This window comes from Brevundimonas sp. BH3 (assembly GCF_045345115.1).
In the GTDB taxonomy this organism is placed as follows: Bacteria; Pseudomonadota; Alphaproteobacteria; order Caulobacterales; family Caulobacteraceae; genus Brevundimonas.
On record NZ_CP150796.1, the window covers coordinates 445249 to 466274 of the forward strand.

Consider the following 21026-nt stretch of genomic DNA (forward strand, 5'->3'; position numbering starts at 1 on the left):
GCCTCAAATAATCCGTCATCTACCGATTGTATCTGCGTCAATAGCGCGTCAGGATCGGGCGAATGGATATCGGTCGCCGAACACGGTGGCCGCAGGAAAGAGAACGAATGCGTAAACTGCTTCTCGTGGGATGTGCTGCCCTGGTTCTGGGTGGATCGGCAGCGGCTGTGGCCAGCCAGACCCCGCGCAACGAGACCTTCCGCATGCTGGAACTGTTTGGCGATGTTATGGGCATTGTCGAGCAGGTCTATGTGGTGCCGGTCGATAACAAGAAGCTGATCGAGGCGGCGCTGTCGGGCATGATGACGGCGCTGGACCCGCATTCCAACTATCTGGCTCCCAAGGCCTATGGCGATTTGCGAGAACGTACCGAGGGCCAGTATTCGGGCGTCGGCCTGACCATTTCGGCGGACGGTGCGCTGATCAAGGTCGTCTCGCCGATGGACGAAAGCCCCTCGGCCCGTGCCGGTGTTCAGGCCGGCGATGTCATCAGCGCCATCAACGGCCAAAGCACGGCGGGCATGACCGTCAGTGACGTGTCGGACAAGCTGCGCGGTGCGGCAGGCACCTCGATCAAGGTCACCTTCCTGCGCGACGGCGAAGACCCGCGCGAAGTTGAACTGACCCGCGAAGTTATCAAGGTGAACTCTGTCACCGGTCGTCTTGAAGGCGATTATGGCTATCTGCGCATCTCGACCTTCAACGAGAATACCGAGCGCGAACTGCACGAAACCATTGCCCGCCTGAAGACCGAAAAGCCGGGTCTGAAGGGCTATGTGCTGGACCTGCGCAATAATGGCGGTGGCTTGCTGAACGCCGCTGTGGCGGTGTCTGACACCTTTATGGAACGCGGCGAAATCGTCAGCCAGCGCGGCCGTAAGCCCGAGGACATCGAGCGCTGGTCGGCCAAGGCGGGTGATCTGAGCGACGGGCTGCCGGTTGTGGTGCTGATCAATTATGGCTCGGCTTCGGCTTCGGAAATCGTGGCTGGTGCACTCAAGGATCAGGAACGCGCGACGATTGTAGGCCTGACCAGCTTCGGCAAGGGTTCGGTCCAGACCGTGATCCCGCTGCGTGGTGGTCAGGACGGCGCTGTCTCGCTGACCACCGCCCGTTATTACACGCCGTCAGGACGTTCGATCCAGAAAATCGGTATCGAGCCGGACCTCGAGGTCGCCCGTTCCGAAGCCGAGGCCAAGGTGATCTCGCGCTCCAGCTTCATCTATTCCGAAGCGGCCTATGCCACGGCACTGGACTCCTCGATCGGTGCCGAGCGCCGTGGTCCCCATACGCCGCGTGAAGCGCCGGGCGAGAATTTCGATAAGGACACCGACTATCAGCTCCAGCGTGCTCTGGATGTGCTGAAAGCGGGCGGCGATCTGTCCAAGATTGCAGCGGCTCCCGAAGGGATTGTGATCTCCGATCCGGCCAAGGCCGATGAGTCCAAGGACGAAGGCGCAAACTAAAACTGCGCTTTCGTTAAACGTGGTGAACAAATGTTAGGCTTTCTTAACCCTGACGTGGCTTGATCGAATGTGAAGGTTGCCGTCTTGCGGCAACTGCCCCCATGATTGATCGAGCCTCGCTGTGACCATGTTCGCAAAGAGACAATCTGCCCTTGCCGCTACGGCGGGAACGCCTGTGGCCTCCGCACGCGAACGGTTCAGCCGTGCTATTTTGGCCAAACCCCAAGTAATTGTCGGAGCGGCGGGGCTGTTCGTGGTGGGAGCAGCGGCTCTGTTTATCGCTGTGACGGGTGATCCTCGCGCGGCCATGCCGTCTGCAGGCGCACGTCTGGAAGCTGGCCAGCCCACAGCGGAGCTGGCAAGTGGCGAAGAGGTGTTCGGCTTTGGCGGCATGGACCTCTATCAGACCCTTGATGGTCAGGGCGTGGATGCCGAGGGGGCAGGCGGCTTCGGCGATGCCCTGATTACCTTGCCCGAAGGGGCCAGCGTGTCTTCTACCGGCAGTTTTACTGCCCCAGTACGCCAGCCTGATCCCTTGCCTGCCGCGCCGATGGCTGGCCTGCACCAGCCGGGGCCGGAAGGCCCGCTACCGCGCATTGCTGCTGACGGTCGTGTTCCCGCGCAGGCCTATGCCCGTCCGTTCCGCGCCAATGGCAAGCCAACGGTCTCGTTGGTGGTGGGGGGGCTGGGGCTGAATGCCGTGACAACCCGCGCTGCGATCGAGCGACTGCCCGCCGAAGTGACACTCAGCTTCGTGCCCTATGCCGAGGGTTTGCAGCGCTGGGTGGATATGGCCCGTTCCTATGGCCATGAGGTTCTGATCGAACTACCGATGGAGCCGACCGGTTATCCGAATAACGACCCCGGTCCCTATACGCTGCTGGCCAGTAGCAGCGCCGAGGATGTCTCGGTCAAGCTGGACTGGTTGCTGTCGCGGGCCGTTGGATTCTACGGGGTCAGCAACTATCTGGGCGACCGCTTTGCCACCTCCGATACGGCGACTTCGGCCCTGATGGGCCAGCTGCGCCAGCGTGGTCTGGCCTTTGTCGATGATGGCAGCCTGCAGGGCCGCCCGGGGGCTTTTGCCCGTGCATCGGCGGACCGTATTGTTGATGAGGAACAGTCACCCGCCTCAATCCTGCGTCAGCTTCATGCGCTTGAAATACAGGCCAAGACCGATGGTGCTGCTTTTGGCTCTGCCTTCAGCTATCCGGTGACGATCGAGGTCGCCTCGCGCTGGGTGGCGGGACTGGACCAGCGCGGTTTGCAACTGGCTCCAGCCTCGGCCATGACCCGACGCGGACGCACGGCCTAAAATATCAGGCCGAGATGCTGTCCTTCAGCGGCATGGGTTGAAGATCAAGCATCCGGAACAGGGCCGCGTCGTGATCCTCTTCGGGGTTCGGTGTGGTCAACAGCTTGCCGCCGACAAAGATGGAATTGGCACCGGCAAGGAAGCACAAGGCCTGCATTTCCGCGCTCATGCCTTCGCGGCCAGCAGACAGACGCACTATGGATCTGGGGCAGACCAGACGGGCAACGGCAACGGTGCGAACAAATTCAATCGGATGGATTTCGCCTTCCTGTAGAATCCGCTCGCCAAGAGGGGTGCCACCAACCGGCACCAGAGCGTTGACCGGCAAACTGTCGGGGTGAACGGGCAGGGTGGCCAGTGCATGCAGCAGGCCCGCTCGGTCGCGTCGGCTTTCCCCCATGCCGACAATACCACCGCAACAGGTGTTCATACCGGCATCACGCACATGTTGCAGGGTATCTAGACGATCCTGATAAGAGCGGGTGGTGACGACCTGATCATAATATTCGGGGCCGGTATCGAGGTTGTGGTTGTAATAGTCGAGGCCGGCCTCTTTGAGTTGGCGGGCCTGATCGGCATTCAACATTCCAAGCGTGGCGCAGGTTTCCAGTCCCAGCGCTTTGACGCCTGAAATCATCGCCGCCAGTTTTGGGGTGTCGCGATCCTTTAATTCGCGCCACGCCGCGCCCATACAGAAGCGGCTGGCTCCGCCTGCCTTGGCGGCCATGGCCTCAGCGATGACGGCGGTGGGCTCCATCAGCTTTTCAGCCTTAAGCCCCGTTTTGAAGCTGGCCGATTGCGAGCAATAGCCGCAGTTTTCGGCGCAACCGCCGGTCTTGACCGACAGAAGCTGGCTTTTCTGGACTTCGTTCGGATTGAAATAGTGGCGATGAACGCTGGCCGCCTCGAATACCAGTTCCATGAAAGGCCGAGCAAACAGCGCCTCGACCTCTGCCAGTGTCCAGTCATGGCGGGGGATCACCATCTGCGCGGTGCGAAGGCGGTCGGCGTGGAAATCGTCTGGCATGGTCCGGCTCCTGTTTTGACAGGGCAAACCAACTAGACGCCGACCGCTTCAGTCCCAAGAGCGATTTCAAAAAATCGCCATCGATAATCGATAAGTCGGTTCTTAGGCGACGTGGGTATTGCTGACAGCGAGGCGAACGGCTGGCTCATTCTTTTCCAGTTTGAAGCGACTGACTTGCTGGTTGAGACCGTGGGCTTCGTTGGCCAGTTGACGCGCTGCGGCTGTCGCCTCTTCGGTCATGGCGGCGTTCTGTTGTGTGATATCGTCCATCTCGCCCATGGCACGACGCACGCGTGACAGCCCCTCGGCCTGTTCCTGCGCGGATTTGGCAATACTGCCAGCCAGTGCATCAACAGCGACCACCTTGGCCCCGATCCGCTCCAGCGCCTCGCCGGTCTTTTCGACCAGATCGACACCGTTGGCCACATGGGCACTTGAGGTCGAGATCAGGCCACGGATTTCACCCGATGCGGCGGCTGAACGCTGGGCCAGCGCGCGCACTTCCTGTGCCACGACCGAGAAGCCGCGACCGGCATCGCCCGCGCGGGCGGCCTCGACGCTGGCATTCAGGGCCAAAAGGTTGGTCTGGAAGGCGATCTCGTCGATCAGGCTGGTGAAGCGGGCGATCTCGGCCGAGGATTCGGCAATGGCGTGGATAGCCTTGACGGCGTCGGCCACAACCGAGGTGGTGTCGACGACATCGGCGCGGGCCTCGGCCACGGCGGCTGCTGTCTGGCGTGCGCCTTCGGCAGAGGTGCTGACCTGGGTGGCGATGGCATCGGCTTCATTGACCGTGCGCTCAAGATTGGCGGCCTGACGTTCTGTGCGGGTGGCGAGGTCTTCGGAGGCCACAGCCAACTGGCTGGAGCCGGCGCTCAGGCTCTCGACGCTGTCGGCCACGGCACGGACCGTGGTGCGCAGGGCGCGGGTTGCGGCATGGAAGTCATGCTGCAACGAGCGGTATTCTTCGGGGAAATTACCGTTGATCGTGGTCGAAAGATCGCTTTCGGCCAGACCATGCAGGGCTTTTCCGAGCGCTTTGACAACTTCGCTCTGGCGGGCCTCCGCTTCGCGCTGTTCCTGCTGGGCCTTGTTGCGGGCCTCGGCCAGGGTTTCCAGATAGACGCTGATGGCCATGTCCATATCCAGCATCACGCGCTGGCTTAACTCGGCCATAGCTTCGGCTGTGATCCGGTCGTGGACTTTTTTGTTGGCGAACAGCTTACGCGGACGTTCAACGATCGCGCGTGTCAGATAGGCCAAAATGATGCTGTAGCCACCGATATACCAGCGCGGCTCCAGTCCGATACGGGCATGGACCTTGCCGATGGCGCGTACGGATTCAGCATATTCCGCATCGGCGCGGCCTTCGATAATCGCCTTCCAGTGGCGCTGCTGGGCGGCGTGGGCCGTCTGGATGTGGGCTTCGTCGCGGAAGAAGCGCATGGTTTGCGGCTCTTTACGCGCACGATCATAAAACGCATCAAGCGCCTTGGGCAGTGCGCGTTCGATAATCGGCCCCATAGCGCGGTAGCTGGCAGACGCTCCGGCCAAACCCATGAAATTCATACGGTGTTCCAACGCTTGTATAGACATTACGCGCACAAAACTCCTGCACCGGTGCTGGCCCTGCACTGGTGGCATACTACTCATGGGGGATGGCCTAGCTTATCCATACGCTGTGAAGCCAAACGGAACCTTAATCTGGATCAAAGAACCGAAACGTACATATAAAGATATCTTTATATGATGATTGCCCTGTGGGGCGGCGCGCGGTATAGGCAGTGCAAGTTAAACTGCCATCCATGCCATTTTCGCCTGTGGGCGTAGACACAAGAGACCCCATCGCATGACCGATTACATCGTCCGCGACATCTCACTTGCCGATTTCGGCAACAAGGAAATCGCTATCGCCGAAACCGAAATGCCGGGCCTGATGGCGCTGCGCGCGGAATACGGTGCTTCGCAGCCATTGAAGGGGGCCCGCATCGCTGGCTCCCTGCACATGACCATTCAGACCGCCGTTCTGATCCAGACGCTGGAAGCGCTGGGTGCAGAAGTGCGCTGGGCCTCGTGCAACATTTTCTCGACGCAGGACCACGCCGCCGCCGCCATCGCGGCCAACGGCACGCCGGTCTTCGCCCTGAAAGGTGAAACCCTCGAAGAGTACTGGGACTATGCCCACAAGATCTTCGAATGGGCTGATGGCGGCTATCCGAACCTGATCCTGGACGACGGCGGCGACGCCACCCTGCTATGCGTGCTTGGTCCGAAGGCCGAGAAGGATCCGTCGGTTCTGAACAACCCGCAGAACGAAGAAGAAGAAGCCCTCTTCACGGTTATGAAGCGCTATCTGGCCGAGAAGCCGGGCTTCTATTCGGCCATCCGTGACGCCATCGGCGGCGTGTCGGAAGAAACCACCACCGGCGTGCACCGTCTGTACCAGATGGCAGAGCGCGGCGAACTGCCGTTCCCGGCCATCAACGTCAATGACAGCGTCACCAAGTCCAAGTTCGACAACCTGTACGGCTGCCGTGAATCTCTGGTCGACGCGATCCGTCGCGGCACCGACGTCATGCTGTCGGGCAAGGTTGCTGTGGTTTGCGGCTATGGCGACGTGGGCAAGGGCTCGGCCGCTTCGCTCCGTAACGGCGGCGCACGCGTGATCGTCACCGAAATCGACCCGATCTGCGCCCTGCAGGCCGCGATGGAAGGCTATGAAGTCCAGACGCTGGAAGACGTTGCCGACAAGGCCGACATCTTTGTTACCACGACGGGCAACAAGGACGTTATCCGCGTCGAGCACATGCGTGCGATGCGTAACAACGCCATCGTCTGCAACATCGGTCACTTCGACTCGGAGATTCAGGTCGCTGGCCTGAAGAACTTCAAGTGGGACGAGATCAAGCCGCAGGTCCACCACATCGAATTTCCGGACGGCAAGAAGATCATCCTGCTGTCGGAAGGCCGTCTGGTGAACTTGGGCAATGCGACCGGCCACCCGTCGTTTGTGATGTCGGCTTCGTTCACCAACCAGACGCTGGCCCAGATCGAACTGTGGACCAATGCCAAGTCCTACGAGAACTCGGTCTACACCCTGCCCAAGCACCTCGACGAGAAGGTCGCCTTCCTGCACCTCGAAAAGCTGGGCGCGAAACTGACCGTCCTGAATAAGGAACAGGCCGACTATATCAACGTGCCGGTCGAAGGCCCGTTCAAGCCGGAACACTACCGCTACTAAGCGGCAGTCACTGTTAAAATGCGAAAGGGCCAGCGGAAACGCTGGCCCTTTTCTTTGAACGATCAGACCTGAAACTCGGCAGCCAGATCTTCCAGATTACGCCCCATCAGACCTGTCTCGAAATCCATGAAGATGTCGATCAGCTCATCGACCTGTACGGGTGCGCTATTGGGGCTGAAGCGGAAGCGCCAGAAGCTGACAATATGCTGGATCGCTCCCAACTGGTCGCCCAGTCGGGTGAACAGATGCGGTGCTTCCAAAAGGAAGTCGCGGAAGGCCAGCGGCTCGCCACGCGTGGTCAGGCCCGCATAGGCCTCGTCATAGTAGCGCAGGGTCTGGCTGACCTTGTCGCAGGTTTGCACGATATTGCTGCGAAGCACGCTGCGGCCGCGACGGATATATTCTTTGGACGAGGCATCCACGGGGCCGAACGGACTGATACTGGCCACCTCGTCGGCGACCTTGGCAATGTCCTGTGTCAGGCTGCTGAGCGCCCATTTGTAGTAGAGGAAGCCCTTCCAGCAAAAGACCCCCTCCTGATACTGTTCCGGTTCCAGCCGCAAGGTCAGGCGCAGGGCCTCCAGACGGTCACCGGGGGTGTTGGACAGGATCTTGTTGGCCATCCGTGCCGAGGAGTGTGAAGCGTCCTGATTTTCACCAAGGCTGAGGCGCACCAGAGGTTCAATCTCGCGCTCGACAAAGGCCGACATCTTGGCAAGGTCGGCTTCGGAAATAGCAAAATAGCAGGGAGCCGCCTCGACGCCGCCACGGCGTAATTGTTCACGCAACAGGAAGGGGTCCAGAGAGGGAAGCTGGTCCATCAGGCGAAGTGTGCGGATGTCCGGATGTTCGGGGGGCAGGCCAAAGGCCTCAAGCATGACGCGCTCGAAACCGATCTGGTTTACAAAAACAAAGCGCCCGCCGGTCTTCAGGTCATTCATATCGATGGGCAGCACCAGCTTGGTGGCGACCTGACGGCGACCGGGGAAGCTGTCCGTCTCGTTACGACGCAGGCGGTGCTTGATGATCAGCGACGTATTCAGTGACGGTGTCTGGAACATAGGCCGTTCGGCCCACTCATCGGTATGGCCGTGATCGTCGGCGACCTTGAGCAGGTTGAGCACACGCGCGGTCGAGGCAGAGCGGCGAAGATGTTCAAGATTTCGGATGGCGCGGTCAGTCATGCGGGCATTAATGGCGTCGAAATATGACCAAGGACTTAGCTGGCACGACTTTTGTCGAATACAACAATAAGGGCCACCCGCTTGGGTGGCCCTGACTGGCTCTAAAGGCTGTGCCGTTTAGAAGGTGGTGGTTACCGACACCCAGAGACGGCGTGGTTCCTGATTGTTGGCATACAGGTTGGTATAGCTGACGGCATTGGTATTGGTGTTGCTGACATACGAGCCGTAGGAGACGAAATCCTTGTCCAGCAGGTTGTAGATGGCACCGTTAAAGGTAACCCGATCGTTCAGCTTGTACGAACCACCAAGGTGGAAGACCTCATAGGCGCGATAGTCGCCCCAGGTGGCCTTGGCCGTGCTGGTGGCGGTGTCCGGATCGCGGAAGCGTTCGCTGCGATATTCGCCGCGTAGCCACAGGTTCAGCTTTTCATTCACATCCCAGCGCACGGCGGCATTCAGCATATGCTCGGGCGTGTTGTAGAGGGGCAATCCGGCTTCGGGACCGCTCTTCTGCTCGCTGTCCGTATAGGTGTAGTTGCCGTTTAGCGACCATGCGTCCGCAAAGTTCCAGCGGAAGGCGGCTTCCACACCCTGTGTGACAGCCTCGTCCACGTTTACCGACTGGCTGAACTGATCGACATCGGGCCAATAGCCATAGTCGACGCAGCCGGGACGGTTGTTCTGCGTCTCGTCACGGATGACGGGCGGGCCGTTATCGATGATCGGCGCGAACGAACAGTTCAGCAGGCCGTTGCCGCTGGTGATCTTGTCGGTGAATTTGTTGTAGAAGACGACGAAGTTGGCGCGGAAATTGTCGCGGTTGTCGTAGAAGACAGCAAACTCGGTCGAGGTCGAGGTTTCCGGCTGCAGCGTCGGTGTGCCGATGGTCGGGCGCGTGCCCTGACCGGTGAAGCCGGTGATGCCGGGGGCGATCTGGTCCAGACGCGGGGTCTTGAAGCCTTGGCTGATGCCACCCTTCAGGGTCCAGTTCTCGGTCGCATTCCACACCAGATAGGCACGCGGGCTGAAGTGGTCGCCGAACACATTGTGATCGTCGTAGCGGACGCCCATCGTCAGAGCCAGATTGTCGGCCAGACGCCATTCGTCTTCGGCAAACAGAGCCCATTGCTGGTGGGTATAGGGGGCGGGGGCTACGCCATCGACCATTTCGGCATCCCAGTACTGGCCGCCGAGGGTGAAGGTGTGGTTGCGCCACTGCGACAACAGCTTGGTGTCGAAAATGGTGTTGGTCGCTTCCAGCGTGCGCGCATCGCCTGCCTTACGGTCAGTATCGGGCACGTCGTCGGGCAGGATGCGGCCCAGTGTCTCGCGGGTCGAATGCGACAGGGTGGATTGCAGTTCACCAAACGGCAGGCGCCAGTTGTGGGCGACAACATATTCGTTCTGGTTGAACTCCTGTGAGGGGCCGTAGCCACGTACGCCCAACGTACCCAGCTGGGCGGTGGAGTTGTCGTACCACTGGCGTTGCAGGTCCACATCCACATAGAGGTCGTGGTCGGCATGGGCCGTCAGGTTCAATCGGCCGCCGATGGACCAGATTTCGTTTTCGACAGGGCTGGGGCCGCGCTGACTGATAATGACCGCGCCGCCATCATCCTTTTCATAGGTGAGGCTGGACGCCTCGCGCTGGGAATAGCGGCCGCGCAGGGCCAGACCCAGAAGGTCGGGAACCAGAGGCCCCTGTGCATAGGCGCTGGCGCTATAGATATTGCCGAACTGGTCGTCGCCCTGCAGGGTCGCGTCGGCGCTGAACGAGCCAGCCCATTCGGTTCCGACCTTGCGGGTGATGATATTGACCACGCCGCCCATGGCATCCGACCCGTATAGGGTCGAGACCGGACCACGCACCACCTCGATGCGGTCGATGGCGGACATGGGCGGAATAAAGCTGGTCGAGGTTTCACCAAAGCCGTTCGGCGTGATGTTGCCCGCAGCATTCTGGCGACGGCCGTCGATCAGAATCAGGGTGTAGTCGCTGGGCATACCGCGGATCGAGATATTCAGACCGCCGGTCTTGCCTGCCGAGGCCCCCACATCGATGCCCTCAACATTGGCCAGTGCTTCGGCTAGGCTCTGGTGACGCTCGGAAGACAATTCTTCGCGGGTCAGGACGCTGATCGAAGCAGGGGCCTGTTCAATTTTTTGCTCGAAACCGCCTGCGGTCACGACGATGTCGCTGACGCGGGTGGGCGTGTTCTGATCCACAATTACTGTCTCGGCATTCGCGCTGGTACCGAAGGTCAGAAGGCCTGCGCCAAGTGCGGATGCGGCCAGATATTGGGTACGACGAGAGGTGTACTGGATAGACATGGAAGCCCCGTTTCATTTGCGAGTGCTTCTCAACTCTCTATGAGAACGATTTGCAATAACAACATTGCGAGGTGCGACAGACTGCCGCATACCGAGAGGCTGAACGCGAAGCTGAGATACAGGCTGGTGCCTGCCAGAGGCTCGCTTTAGAAGGAGGGCATGAACGTGATCGATATCCTGATTGTCATTGCCATGATCGGCGTGGTCGCGAGCCTGGTTATGGGCATCGCCAACCTTTATCGCAGCAGCGAAAAGGGAAGTGCGCGTTCGAACAAGTTGATGCGCATCCGTGTGATTTTTCAGGCTGCGGCCATTGTGCTTCTGCTGGTCGGTGTGGCCATCAAGAAATCGCACATGGGCTAAGCCCTTTCTGTTTCATCTGGTTTTTTAACGGAGTTCCCATGGTTACGCTCAACAAGATCTACACGCGCACCGGGGACAAGGGGACGACGCGACTGGCCACAGGACAGGAAGTGTCCAAGACCAGCCATCGCGTTTCGGCCTATGGAGCCGTGGACGAACTGAATGCCATTATCGGCATTGCCCGTCTGCACAGCGCCCAGAATGACCGCATTGATGCCAAGCTGGGGCGTATCCAGAACGAGTTGTTTGATTTGGGGGCGGATCTTGCCACGCCGTTGGAGCCTGCGCCCAAATGGGAGGCGCTGCGGATTGTCGCATCGCAGGTGGAGCGTCTGGAGCAGGAAATCGACTGGATGAACGAGAGCCTCAAGCCGCTGGACAGCTTTATTCTGCCGGGTGGTTCGCCGCTTTCGACCTATCTGCATGTGGCGCGAACCGTTTGCCGTCGCGCCGAACGCGACACGGTGGCGATGATCGAGGCGGGCGAAGTGATCAATATCGAGGCGCTGCGCTATCTCAACCGCCTGTCCGACCACTTGTTTGTGGCTGCTCGTCGCGCCAATGCCAATGGCGCGGACGATATCAAGTGGGTGCCCGGAGCGACGCGCTGAAGGCGCGCAGCGAAAATCAAACCTGGCTGTGACGCGCTAGGACACTTTGAACGACAGACTGTTTGGAAGGGCGCGTTAATCGCGCCCTTTATTATTTGGCGTTTAGAGCCTCGACGCGGGCGCGTTCGGCTTCAGTGGCCGCCTTGCGGGCGCGGTTATAGGCGGCCAGTTGCGCTTCCTTATCCAGCAGGTCCTTGTTCATTTCTGCCGAAGCCTGTGCGCGGGTGACGCCTTCGGGGCGGCCTGTAATGTCCGGAATATAGATAGGCTGGGCACAGATACGGGTTTCCATGTCGTACCAGCGTCCCTCACGGGCACATTTCTCGCCGGGCTCGACCCAGAAATGTTGCAGGATGAACAAGCCGCCCATAGCGACCGCAAACAGGGCTGCAAAAATCAGGGACAGACGACGAAAAGTCAAAAACCGCTTCATATGAGCGCCTATAAATCAAAAAACACCACTTGGCACGGTGCTTCTTCACCTTACGTTACGTTGACAGGCGCGGACTCTCGGTCCACTTCCTCCCCGAACTTTTCGACGACAAGCGGATAGTCTTATGAAGATACTCGTCCCGGTTAAACGGGTGATCGACTCCAATGTGAAGGCTCGCGTCAAGGCGGACCAAACCGGTGTTGATCTGGCCAACGTCAAGATGAGCATGAACCCCTTTGACGAAATCGCCGTCGAAGAGGCTGTGCGTCTTAAGGAAGGCAAGGAACATCACGCGGCTGGCACCGCCAGCGAGATCGTGGTCGTCTCCATCGGCGTCACCCAGGCGCAAGAGACTATTCGTACGGCTCTGGCCATGGGGGCCGACCGCGGCATCTTGGTTCAGTCGGACGCCGATCTGGAGCCGCTGGCCATTGCCAAGCTGCTCAAGGCCGTGGTCGATGAAGAAAAGCCGGACCTGATCCTGATGGGCAAGCAGTCCATCGACGGCGACAACAACGCTGTCGGTCAAATGCTGGCTGCCCTGCTGGACTGGCCGCAAGCGACCTTCGCCGGCAAGCTGGTCATCGAAGGCAACAAGGCTACCGTGACCCGCGAAGTCGACGGTGGTCTGCAAACTGTTGCTGCAGAGCTTCCGGCTGTGGTCACGGTTGACCTGCGCCTGAACACCCCGCGATACGCTTCGCTGCCGAACATCATGAAGGCGAAGAAAAAAGAGATCGTCACCAAGACCGTCGCCGACTACGGCGTGGACGTGGCTGACCGTCTCAAGGTGCTGAAGGTTACCGAGCCGCCCAAGCGTTCGGCGGGTATCAAGGTGGCCGATGCCGCTGAACTGGTTGCTAAGCTCAAAGACGCAGGTGCTCTGTAATGGCTGTTCTCGTGATTGCTGACCACGACGGTTCGACCGTCCGCGACACCACCCACAAGACCGTAACCGCCGCCAAGGCGATTTCGGGCGATGTGGACGTTCTGGTACTGGGCCAAGGTGCCCAGGCCGTGGCCGACGCTGCCGCCAAGATCGACGGCGTTCGCAAGGTCCTGCTGGCCGAAGGCGCTGGCGTGGCCCACGGTCTGGCCGAAGCTGTGACCGCCACCGTTGTGCCGCTGGCTGCCGGCTATGACGCCGTGCTGGTTCCGGCCAACACCGACGGCAAAAACTACGCTCCGCGTATCGCTGCGAAGCTGGACGTGGCTCCGATCTCGGACATCGTGGAAGTCGTTTCGGCTGACACCTTCGTCCGCCCGATCTACGCCGGTAACGCTCTGGAGACCATCCAGACCTCGGACGCCAAGAAGGTCATCACCGTTCGTCCGACCGCTTTTGCTGCTGCTGGCAATGGTGGCTCGGCCCCGGTCGAAACCGTCGCGACTGCCGAAGGCTCCAAGATCGCCTTCGTCTCGGAAGAGATGGTCAAGTCGGACCGTCCGGAACTGGGCGCGGCCAAGATCGTCGTCTCGGGCGGTCGCGCTCTGGGTTCGGCCGAAGAGTTCAAGGCCGTCATCGAGCCGCTGGCGGACAAGCTGGGCGCTGCCGTTGGTGCATCGCGCGCTGCTGTCGACGCCGGCTACGCACCGAACGACTATCAGGTCGGCCAGACCGGTAAGGTCGTCGCGCCGCAAGTCTACATCGGTATCGGCATCTCGGGGGCTATCCAGCACCTGGCCGGTATGAAGGACTCCAAGATCATTGTTGCTATCAACAAGGATCCAGAAGCTCCGATCTTCCAGGTTGCGGATTTCGGTTTGGTCGCCGACTACAAGACCGCCGTGCCGGAACTGATGGCTGCCCTCGGCTAAGCCACCATTCGTATGGATAAAAGACGCGCCGGACGAGAAACTGTCCGGCGCGTTTTCTTTTGGGCAGCAGGCTGGCTATGAGAAGAGATGATTACGCGTATTCCGGTCAAACTGACCCCCAAATCCTCTAAGGATGCTGTCGAGGGATGGGATGTGGACCCAGATGGGCGTCCGGTTCTCAAGGTACGAGTGCGGGCCATACCGGTTGATGGCGCGGCCAATATGGCACTGGTGGCGCTAATGGCTAAAGCCTTGGGGGTGCCGCGCCGTGACGTGAATCTGGCGCGTGGAAGCCAGTCTAGATTGAAGATGCTTGAGGTCAGCGGACTTTCGGACGCAGAAGTGCGCGAAAGATTGTCCGCAGGCTGAATTCGGCCTTTACAGCCGCGCCATGTCACCCCTCAATGCACACAGTTGTCTGCCCGCAGACTGCGGGTGTGAGGGGGCTCACCCATGTTACTAAATCGCCTGCGAGGTCCAAGCCTCGCTGTCCTGTCATGCGCCATGGGCGCATTGTTGTTGTCGGCTTGTGCGACGACGGGTGAGGCTTCGTCCTCGAACGCGCAAACGCCGGTCAAATCCGAAAGCCGTGCACTGGCGACGGGCTTGAACAGCGCGTCGGATCTTAATCCGTATCCGTCCACCTATGCGCCGCTGCCACGCCAGAACATGGCGATTGTCGGCGCGACGGTATTTGACGGCGCAGGCCGCAAGATCGAGAACGGTGTGGTGGTTGTGACCGACGGTCTGATCGCCGCTGTGGGTGATGCCTCGACGCCGGTTCCGCAAGGATACCAGATTGTCGATGGCCGTGGTCGTTTCGTGACGCCGGGCATTATCGACATCCACTCGCATCTTGGTGTCTATCCGTCGCCGGGCGTGCAGGGCATGTCGGACGGTAACGAAGTCACTGGCCCGAACACGGCTAATGTCTGGTCTGAGCACTCGGTCTGGCCGCAAGACCCTGGTTTCCACACGGCCCGCGCCGGTGGTGTCACCACGGTTCAAATCCTGCCTGGTTCGGCCAACCTGTTCGGTGGTCGCGGTGTGACTCTGCGTAACGTGCCCGCCACAACCATGCAGGCGATGAAGTTCCCCAACGCGCCGTATGGTCTGAAAATGGCCTGCGGTGAAAACCCGTCGCGCGTCTATGGCAGCCGCAATCAGACGCCCGCCACCGGCATGGGCAATATGGCCGGTTTCCGTGCAGGCTTCATTGCCGCGCAGGATTACCGCGACAAGTGGGATAAGTACCGCGAGACGGGTCAGGGCACGCCGCCGACCCGCAATCTGCAACTGGAAACCATTGCCGGTGTGCTAGACGGCAGCATCATGGTCCAGAACCACTGCTATCGCGCCGACGAAATGGCGCTGATGATGGATCTGGCCACAGAGTTCGGCTTCAAGATCAAGACCTTCCACCATGCTATCGAAGCCTACAAACTGGCACCGAAACTGGCCGAGGCCGGTATCTGTGCCGCAATGTGGACCGGCTGGTGGGGCTTCAAGATGGAAGCTCTGGACGGGATCGAGGAAAACGCGGCCATCGTGGACGCGGCTCCGAATTCGTGCGCCGTCATCCACTCTGACGATGCTGAACTGATCCAGCGTCTTAATCAGGAAGCGGCTGCCTCGCTGTCGGCGGGGCGTCGTGCGGGTATGAATATCTCCGAGGAACGCGCCATCAGCTGGATCACGCTGAATGCGGCCAAGGCCATCGGCATCGAGGACCAGACCGGTTCGCTGGAAGTCGGCAAACGCGCCGATGTGGTGATCTGGAGTGCCAATCCTCTGTCCGTCTATGCGCGGGCCGATCAGGTCTTCATCGATGGCAGCCTGACCTTTGACCGCAGCAATCCGGCCTATCAGCCGGTGTCCGATTTCGAACTGGGCCAGCCGGGCTTTAACCGCCCTGCCGCAGGCACCGCACAGGGAGCCCGCTGATCCATGCGTATGACCTCGATTATGGCCGCTGTTGCGGCCCTGACCGCTACGCCGGTTCTGGCCCAAGACGTCGCCATCACAGGTGCCAAGGTTCTGACCGGTACCTCGGTGATTGAAAACGGCACTGTGCTGATCCGTAATGGCCGTGTGGTATCGGTCGGCACATCGACTGCACCTGCAGGGATGCGCACCATTGATGCCCGTGGCAAGGTGGTCTCGCCGGGTATTGTGGCGGTGGATTCCGGCCTCGCGACCAGCGAAGTCAGCTCGGTACGCGGCACCAACGACCTGTCTAACAGCGCCAACTCGCTGACAGCGGCGTTCGATGTCTCCTATGGCATCGATCCGTGGTCCTTCACCCTGCCGACGGCGCGTCTGGGCGGTGTCACCCGCGCGGTGGTCACGCCCCAGCATGGCGGCTCAGGTGGTGGTCACAGCCATGACGATTCCGGCTTTGACGATATGACGGCCGGTGCCGGTCATGGCGGTTATCAATCGCCGGGCCTGTTCGCCGGTCAGGCGGCAGTTATCAGCCTGAAAGACGGCACCGATATTCTGGTGAAGTCCAAGGTGGCCATGACCGCCCCGTTCGGTGAAGCCGGTGCCCGTGTGGCCGGTGGTTCGCGCGGTGGCCAGTTCGTGCTGTTCAAGGAAACCCTCAACGAAGTGCGCGCCTATCAGCGCAACAAGGCGGCCTATGACCGTGGTGACATGCGCGCCCTGTCGCTGTCGCGTGCTGACCTCGAGGCCCTGATCCCTGTGATCGAAGGCCGTATGCCGCTGATCGTGACGGTGAACCGTGCCTCGGACATTCGTCAGGTTCTGCGTCTGGCCCGCGAGGAAGGCCTGAAGGTCATTCTGGACGGTGCCGCCGAGGGCTGGCTGGTGGCTGACGAAATCGCTGCTGCCAATGTACCGGTTCTGATCCACCCGATCACCAACCTGCCCGGCAATTTCGAAATGCGGGCTGCGCGTATGCAGAACGCCGCCGCGCTGAATGCGGCCGGTGTGCTGATCGCGCTCAAGGGCAATGAGGGTGCAAACCATCGCGCCCGCGACATCCGCTATAATGCGGGTAATGCCGTCTCGCACGGCCTGCCGTTCGAGGCAGCCATTGCCGCCATTACCGTCAATCCGGCGCGTATCTTTGGCTTTGCCGGTCAGTTCGGCGAGCTGAAGGCCGGTGCAGCGGGCGATGTGGTGATCTGGTCGGGTGATCCGCTCGAACCGCTGAGCCAACCTGAAGCCGTGCTGATCGACGGTGTCGAGCAGCCACTGGATACGGCGCGCAACCTGCAACTGCGTGATCGCTATCTGCCGAATGCTGCGGGCAACCGTGCACCGGCCTATACCTACTGATCATCCGAAAGGGTGAAACAAGGGGGCATCCGGTTCATGGGCCGGATGCCCTTTTGCTTGCGGCTCTTTAGTTTGCGGGCCAGTCCGCTAAAGAGGGGCTATGGCCAAGACCTTATACATTGATGCTGATGCCTGCCCTGTGAAGGAAGAGGTCTATCGCGTGGCGCGGCGCCTGAACTGGCCGGTCTTTGTGGTGTCCAACAGTTGGATACGCACGCCGCAGGAAAGCCTGATCCGCCAGATCGTTGTCGATGCCGGTCCCGATATTGCTGATGACTGGATCGCCGAGCGGGCAGGGGCGGGCGATGTGGTCATCACCAATGATTTCCCGCTGGCCGACCGTTGCCTGAAATCGGGCGCGGAATGTATCCGCCCCAATGGCACAGTGCTGGACGAGAACACCATCGGCTCGGCACTGGCAGGGCGTATGGTGGGCGAACATCTGCGCTCGATGGGGGTGGAAACTTCCGGCCCGCCACCTTTCTCCAATGCTGATCGTTCCAAATTCCTTCAGGCACTGGATGCCGCTGCCGCGCGGGCAGCAAGGAAGGCGTAATGGCTGAACTGAAACGCCGCATCCCTGACGAGGAACTGGAGTTCCGCTTTTATCGCGCCGGTGGTCCGGGCGGCCAGAACGTCAACAAGGTTTCGACTGCCGTACAGATGCGGTTTGATGCCAAAAACTCGCCCAGCCTGAACGACTATACGCGCGAGCGCCTGATGAAAAAGGCGGGCAGCCGCCTGACGCTGGACGGGGTGATCGTGATTACTGCGACGCGTTTTCGTACGCAGGAGCGCAACCGTCAGGACGCTATCGAGCGTCTGGAGGAAATGGTCGCCGAGGCGGCGGTGCGCCAAGCCTATCGCGTGGCCACCAAGCCGACGCGGGCCTCCAAGGAGCGCCGCCTTAAGGCCAAGTCCACCCGCTCTGAGGTCAAGAGCGGGCGGGGCAAGGTCAGTTTCGACTGATTACTGTTCGACCGGACGGAACAACAGGGCGGCGATCTGGTCTTCATTGTCGAAGCCTATCATCCATTCGGTCGCCTGGTTCTCGAAATCCACGCGGAACACGTCAACGCCATCGGGCTGGGCCATATGGCGCACGGATTTGATTTCACCGAACTGGGTCAGCAGGCTGCCGATCTGCGAAGATTGTTCGCGGATTTTGGCGGCAAGATCGGTGCTGAAAGACGTATAATCGATTTCAGCGGATTTCAGATTGGCGATCACTTCCAAAAGCGCCGTTTGCGCACGGGCAATGTCGGGAGCTGTGGGGGGAGCCGGCGGCGCTGGCAGTGCTGCTGGTCGAGCCGGTTGGGGCGTTTGAGTCGGTGAGGTAAAGGCATCGGGCAAGGTCGCTGCCGCTGCGGGGTTTTGCGCGGGGGCTGTTTGGGCGCTGGCGGCGGCGGGGGCCGCCATAGCCATGGCGATCAAGGCAAACAGGGCAGTCGTCTTCATAAAACAGTCCTTTGCTGGCCCGTCGCCGAGCCGATGGATCAGCTCAGAAAATCGGGCCAAAGCGTCAATATCAAGGCTGCTCCCGAGGCACAGGCCGAGAGCGTGGCGATAACCACGACCCAGGCCGGTGTATGGGGGCGCTCGACCACTAACGTTTGGGACTGCTGAGGGTTCTGCGCCAGTTGCGACAAAGCCTTCAGGGTATCGCGGGCATCTTCCAGCAATTCCTTGGCCTGAGCCTGTACGCCCAGTTCGCGACGGATCCAGCGCTCGACAACCGGCTTGGCCGCTTCCCATAGGTCGTGGTCGGGGTTCAGGCGACGCGCCACACCCTCGACCGACACCATGGTCTTTTGCAGCAGCACCAGTTCGGGGCGCAGATGCATGTCGAACAGGGCGGTGATCTCGAACAACTGACCCAGCAAACGCCCCATCGAGACCTGTGACGCGGCACGGCCAATGACCGGTTCACCCACGGCCCGCAGAGCCTGTGCAAAGGTTTCCACCGAATGGTGCGGCGGTACATAACCGGCATCGAAATGGACGCGCGAGATGCGGTCATAATCGCGGCTGATAAAGCCCCACAATATTTCGGCCAGATAGCGACGCTCGGACGGGCGAAGACGGCCCACAATGCCAAAATCGATGGCGGTGATCTTGTCGGCACCGTCGGCGAACAGATTGCCTTCGTGCAGATCAGCATGGAACACGCCGTGGTCCAGTGCCTGAACGAGGAAGGCACGCACCACCTTGTCGGCCAGCACATTGCGTTCAAGCACGGGCAGATCGGCCATTTCAGGGGCCGTCATCGGTATGCCCTGCGCCCATTCCAGCGTAAGAACGCGCTTGCCAACGCCATCCCAGATCACCTTGGGGGCGATCATATAGCCGTCCTTGGCCATGACCTCGCCCAGTTCGGACGCCGCAGCGGCCTCGAGGCGCATGTCCAACTCAAGCTGGAGCGAGCGGGCAATGATCTCGACAAAGGCGCGTGGTTCCAGGCGGCGGGCAGGCTCTACGGCCCAGTCCACCAGCTTGGCCCCCAGACGCATGGCGTCCAGACCCTGCGAAACCTTGCGTTCGATACCGGGGCGCAGGATTTTGACGGCCACCTTGGTGCCGTCCGCCATAGTGGCCGGATGGGCCTGTGCCAGCGATGCGGCGCCTACGGCCTCACCGAAATCGACATACAGGCTATCGGCACTGCGACCGAGAGAGCGCTCGATCTCCTTGCGGGCCTGATCGATCGGGAAGGGTGGCAGCTTGTCTTTCAGGTGGCCAAGGTCTTGCGCAAACTGCAGGCCAAAAATATCGGCGCGGGTGGCTAGAACCTGACCCAGCTTGATCGCCACCGGCCCCAGCTTTTCGCAGGCTGCACCCACACGCTGGCCGGGGCGTCCGGCGCGCAATTTTCGGCTGGCAAAGGCTTGAACGAAACCGGCAAACGGGCGGCCCCATGCGGGCAGAAGTTCATTGGCCTCGCGCGGGATCAGGGCGTCGTGACGCGCCAGAACCCAGCCCCATTGTACCAGCCGCAAGGCCGAACGCACGGGCGTTTTGATCCGCTCGACCTCGGGTTTGGGGGGCGGGGTCTTGAAGGTCAGCCGGCTCAGATCGCCCACCCGTGGTGAATGGCGGCGACGCCACCCGTCAGATTGGTCACCGAGACGCGGCTGAAACCGGCATCCTCGATCATGGTCTTGAAGGTCTGCTGGTCGGGGAAGCGACGGATGGATTCCACCAGATACTGGTAGCTGTCACGGTCCTTGGCGACCAGTTGGCCAATGGCCGGAATGGCGTTGAACGACCATGCGTCATAGGCCTTGCGCATGACCGCCGTGGTCGGGCGCGAGAATTCGAGGCACATGAAGCGGCCGCCGGGCTTCAGCACGCGGCGGGCTTCCTTCAGGGCGACCGGAATATCGGCCACGTTACGGATGCCGAAACTGATCGAATAGGCATCGACCGAGGCGTCCGGCAGCGGCAGGCTCATGGCGTCACCGACGCTCCAGACCATTTCCGGCTCGCCGCCCTTATGGACACCGGCAAGGATCATCTCGGCATTGTAGTCCAGCACGATGACCTTGGCGTCTTCACCGCCGCGACGCTCCTGTGCGGCGCGTGCCATCTTGGAATAGCGACGCGACATGTCGCCCGTGCCACCGGCCACATCCAGAATAACCTCGCCCGGACGGGCATTCAGCTTTGCGGCGGCAGCGTCCTTCCAGACGCGGTGCACACCGACGCTCATCAGGTCGTTCATCAGGTCGTAATTAGAGGCGACCGAGTTGAACACACCGCGCACCATCTGCACCTTCTCGCGCGCATCAACATCGCGGAAGCCGAAGGAGGAGGTCTTGCCCGAAGGCGTGCCCGAGAGCGTGTCTGCAGACTTGTCGGAAGCGGTATCTGAGGAGGTCATGTGGCTGGTTTAGCGCCTGTGATGCGGTTCGTCATCCGTCGATGCATGCGAAGT

The 21026-nt window shown here is 60.7% G+C and carries 20 protein-coding genes; 12 read left to right on the plus strand and 8 right to left on the minus strand.

Going from position 1 to position 21026, the window contains the following annotated elements; translation table 11 throughout:
• The first annotated feature begins 107 nt into the window (after window positions 1-107).
• Together WEU32_RS02105 and WEU32_RS02110 are read left to right on the plus strand one after the other, a co-directional pair.
• Window positions 108-1466: a S41 family peptidase gene (locus tag WEU32_RS02105; protein ID WP_406852705.1), complete on the plus strand. Its 1359-nt coding sequence runs from the start codon at window positions 108-110 to the stop codon at window positions 1464-1466.
• Between the two features lie 127 nt (window positions 1467-1593).
• On the plus strand, window positions 1594-2781 hold the full coding sequence (locus WEU32_RS02110) for a divergent polysaccharide deacetylase family protein (protein WP_312135457.1): 1188 nt from the start codon (window positions 1594-1596) through the stop codon (window positions 2779-2781).
• A 4-nt stretch (window positions 2782-2785) separates the two neighbouring features.
• Here WEU32_RS02110 and bioB read toward each other — a convergent pair whose 3' ends face one another.
• Both bioB and WEU32_RS02120 read right to left on the minus strand, forming a co-directional pair.
• Complete coding sequence (gene bioB / locus WEU32_RS02115; protein WP_406853479.1) at window positions 2786-3766, minus strand: biotin synthase BioB; 981 nt, start codon at window positions 3764-3766, stop codon at window positions 2786-2788.
• 144 nt (window positions 3767-3910) lie between these two features.
• The gene (locus WEU32_RS02120) at window positions 3911-5377 is read right to left on the minus strand and encodes a methyl-accepting chemotaxis protein (protein WP_406852706.1); all 1467 of its coding nucleotides are present in this window, start codon (window positions 5375-5377) and stop codon (window positions 3911-3913) included.
• A 280-nt stretch (window positions 5378-5657) separates the two neighbouring features.
• Between WEU32_RS02120 and ahcY the strand changes: the two genes are divergently transcribed.
• On the plus strand, window positions 5658-7049 hold the full coding sequence (gene ahcY, locus WEU32_RS02125) for an adenosylhomocysteinase (RefSeq protein WP_312134746.1): 1392 nt from the start codon (window positions 5658-5660) through the stop codon (window positions 7047-7049).
• A 62-nt stretch (window positions 7050-7111) separates the two neighbouring features.
• On the opposite strand, the gene WEU32_RS02130 is transcribed toward ahcY, so the two are convergent.
• Together WEU32_RS02130 and WEU32_RS02135 are read right to left on the minus strand one after the other, a co-directional pair.
• Entirely contained in the window at window positions 7112-8233 is a 1122-nt protein-coding gene (locus WEU32_RS02130; protein ID WP_312134748.1) for a hypothetical protein, read from the minus strand.
• A 117-nt stretch (window positions 8234-8350) separates the two neighbouring features.
• On the minus strand, window positions 8351-10564 hold the full coding sequence (locus WEU32_RS02135) for a TonB-dependent receptor domain-containing protein (protein WP_406852707.1): 2214 nt from the start codon (window positions 10562-10564) through the stop codon (window positions 8351-8353).
• A 159-nt stretch (window positions 10565-10723) separates the two neighbouring features.
• Between WEU32_RS02135 and WEU32_RS02140 the strand changes: the two genes are divergently transcribed.
• Both WEU32_RS02140 and WEU32_RS02145 read left to right on the plus strand, forming a co-directional pair.
• On the plus strand, window positions 10724-10927 hold the full coding sequence (locus tag WEU32_RS02140; protein ID WP_312134752.1) for a twin transmembrane helix small protein: 204 nt from the start codon (window positions 10724-10726) through the stop codon (window positions 10925-10927).
• 38 nt (window positions 10928-10965) lie between these two features.
• Window positions 10966-11538, plus strand: coding sequence for a cob(I)yrinic acid a,c-diamide adenosyltransferase (locus WEU32_RS02145; RefSeq protein WP_312134754.1), 573 nt, complete (start codon window positions 10966-10968; stop codon window positions 11536-11538).
• Between the two features lie 91 nt (window positions 11539-11629).
• On the opposite strand, the gene WEU32_RS02150 is transcribed toward WEU32_RS02145, so the two are convergent.
• Complete coding sequence (locus WEU32_RS02150; RefSeq protein ID WP_312134756.1) at window positions 11630-11959, minus strand: hypothetical protein; 330 nt, start codon at window positions 11957-11959, stop codon at window positions 11630-11632.
• A 136-nt stretch (window positions 11960-12095) separates the two neighbouring features.
• Here WEU32_RS02150 and WEU32_RS02155 point away from each other — a divergent pair, with 136 nt between their 5' ends.
• From WEU32_RS02155 to arfB, 7 genes are all read left to right on the plus strand, one after another.
• Window positions 12096-12860: an electron transfer flavoprotein subunit beta/FixA family protein gene (locus WEU32_RS02155; protein WP_406852708.1), complete on the plus strand. Its 765-nt coding sequence runs from the start codon at window positions 12096-12098 to the stop codon at window positions 12858-12860.
• Window positions 12860-13789 (plus strand): electron transfer flavoprotein subunit alpha/FixB family protein, encoded by a 930-nt coding sequence (locus WEU32_RS02160; protein WP_312815177.1) that lies wholly within the window; start codon window positions 12860-12862, stop codon window positions 13787-13789. Before WEU32_RS02155 ends, WEU32_RS02160 begins: the two co-directional genes overlap by 1 nt.
• An 87-nt stretch (window positions 13790-13876) precedes the next feature.
• The gene (locus WEU32_RS02165) at window positions 13877-14158 is read left to right on the plus strand and encodes a DUF167 family protein (RefSeq protein WP_406852709.1); all 282 of its coding nucleotides are present in this window, start codon (window positions 13877-13879) and stop codon (window positions 14156-14158) included.
• 84 nt (window positions 14159-14242) lie between these two features.
• Window positions 14243-15733, plus strand: a complete 1491-nt coding sequence (locus WEU32_RS02170; RefSeq protein ID WP_406852710.1) for an amidohydrolase — start codon at window positions 14243-14245, stop codon at window positions 15731-15733.
• 3 nt (window positions 15734-15736) lie between these two features.
• Entirely contained in the window at window positions 15737-17092 is a 1356-nt protein-coding gene (locus WEU32_RS02175) for an amidohydrolase family protein (protein WP_406852711.1), read from the plus strand.
• 100 nt (window positions 17093-17192) lie between these two features.
• On the plus strand, window positions 17193-17648 hold the full coding sequence (locus tag WEU32_RS02180; protein WP_167174925.1) for a YaiI/YqxD family protein: 456 nt from the start codon (window positions 17193-17195) through the stop codon (window positions 17646-17648).
• Window positions 17648-18061: an alternative ribosome rescue aminoacyl-tRNA hydrolase ArfB gene (gene arfB / locus WEU32_RS02185; RefSeq protein WP_406852712.1), complete on the plus strand. Its 414-nt coding sequence runs from the start codon at window positions 17648-17650 to the stop codon at window positions 18059-18061. The genes WEU32_RS02180 and arfB overlap by 1 nt, the downstream gene beginning before the upstream one ends.
• Here the strand turns inward: arfB and WEU32_RS02190 are convergent, their stop codons facing one another.
• The 3 genes from WEU32_RS02190 to WEU32_RS02200 are packed head-to-tail and all read right to left on the minus strand — an operon-like array spanning window position 18062 to window position 20858.
• Entirely contained in the window at window positions 18062-18550 is a 489-nt protein-coding gene (locus tag WEU32_RS02190) for a hypothetical protein (protein WP_406852713.1), read from the minus strand. It lies immediately after the preceding gene.
• Window positions 18551-18588: 38 nt separating this feature from the next.
• Window positions 18589-20172, minus strand: a complete 1584-nt coding sequence (gene ubiB, locus WEU32_RS02195) for a 2-polyprenylphenol 6-hydroxylase (protein ID WP_406852714.1) — start codon at window positions 20170-20172, stop codon at window positions 18589-18591.
• Complete coding sequence (locus WEU32_RS02200; protein ID WP_243862767.1) at window positions 20160-20858, minus strand: class I SAM-dependent methyltransferase; 699 nt, start codon at window positions 20856-20858, stop codon at window positions 20160-20162. Before WEU32_RS02200 ends, ubiB begins: the two co-directional genes overlap by 13 nt.
• Between the last annotated feature and the right edge of the window lie 168 nt (window positions 20859-21026).

Coding starts and splice junctions, on each gene's coding strand:
- WEU32_RS02105 (WP_406852705.1), top strand. CDS start 108: ATGCGTAAACTGCTTCTCGTGGGATGTGCTGCCCTGGTTCTGGGTGGA.
- WEU32_RS02110 (WP_312135457.1), top strand. CDS start 1,594: ATGTTCGCAAAGAGACAATCTGCCCTTGCCGCTACGGCGGGAACGCCT.
- bioB (WP_406853479.1), bottom strand. CDS start 3,766: ATGGTGATCCCCCGCCATGACTGGACACTGGCAGAGGTCGAGGCGCTG.
- WEU32_RS02120 (WP_406852706.1), bottom strand. CDS start 5,377: ATGAATTTCATGGGTTTGGCCGGAGCGTCTGCCAGCTACCGCGCTATG.
- ahcY (WP_312134746.1), top strand. CDS start 5,658: ATGACCGATTACATCGTCCGCGACATCTCACTTGCCGATTTCGGCAAC.
- WEU32_RS02130 (WP_312134748.1), bottom strand. CDS start 8,233: ATGACTGACCGCGCCATCCGAAATCTTGAACATCTTCGCCGCTCTGCC.
- WEU32_RS02135 (WP_406852707.1), bottom strand. CDS start 10,564: ATGTCTATCCAGTACACCTCTCGTCGTACCCAATATCTGGCCGCATCC.
- WEU32_RS02140 (WP_312134752.1), top strand. CDS start 10,724: ATGAACGTGATCGATATCCTGATTGTCATTGCCATGATCGGCGTGGTC.
- WEU32_RS02145 (WP_312134754.1), top strand. CDS start 10,966: ATGGTTACGCTCAACAAGATCTACACGCGCACCGGGGACAAGGGGACG.
- WEU32_RS02155 (WP_406852708.1), top strand. CDS start 12,096: ATGAAGATACTCGTCCCGGTTAAACGGGTGATCGACTCCAATGTGAAG.
- WEU32_RS02160 (WP_312815177.1), top strand. CDS start 12,860: ATGGCTGTTCTCGTGATTGCTGACCACGACGGTTCGACCGTCCGCGAC.
- WEU32_RS02165 (WP_406852709.1), top strand. CDS start 13,877: ATGATTACGCGTATTCCGGTCAAACTGACCCCCAAATCCTCTAAGGAT.
- WEU32_RS02170 (WP_406852710.1), top strand. CDS start 14,243: ATGTTACTAAATCGCCTGCGAGGTCCAAGCCTCGCTGTCCTGTCATGC.
- WEU32_RS02175 (WP_406852711.1), top strand. CDS start 15,737: ATGCGTATGACCTCGATTATGGCCGCTGTTGCGGCCCTGACCGCTACG.
- WEU32_RS02180 (WP_167174925.1), top strand. CDS start 17,193: ATGGCCAAGACCTTATACATTGATGCTGATGCCTGCCCTGTGAAGGAA.
- arfB (WP_406852712.1), top strand. CDS start 17,648: ATGGCTGAACTGAAACGCCGCATCCCTGACGAGGAACTGGAGTTCCGC.
- WEU32_RS02190 (WP_406852713.1), bottom strand. CDS start 18,550: ATGAAGACGACTGCCCTGTTTGCCTTGATCGCCATGGCTATGGCGGCC.
- WEU32_RS02200 (WP_243862767.1), bottom strand. CDS start 20,858: ATGGTGCGCGGTGTGTTCAACTCGGTCGCCTCTAATTACGACCTGATG.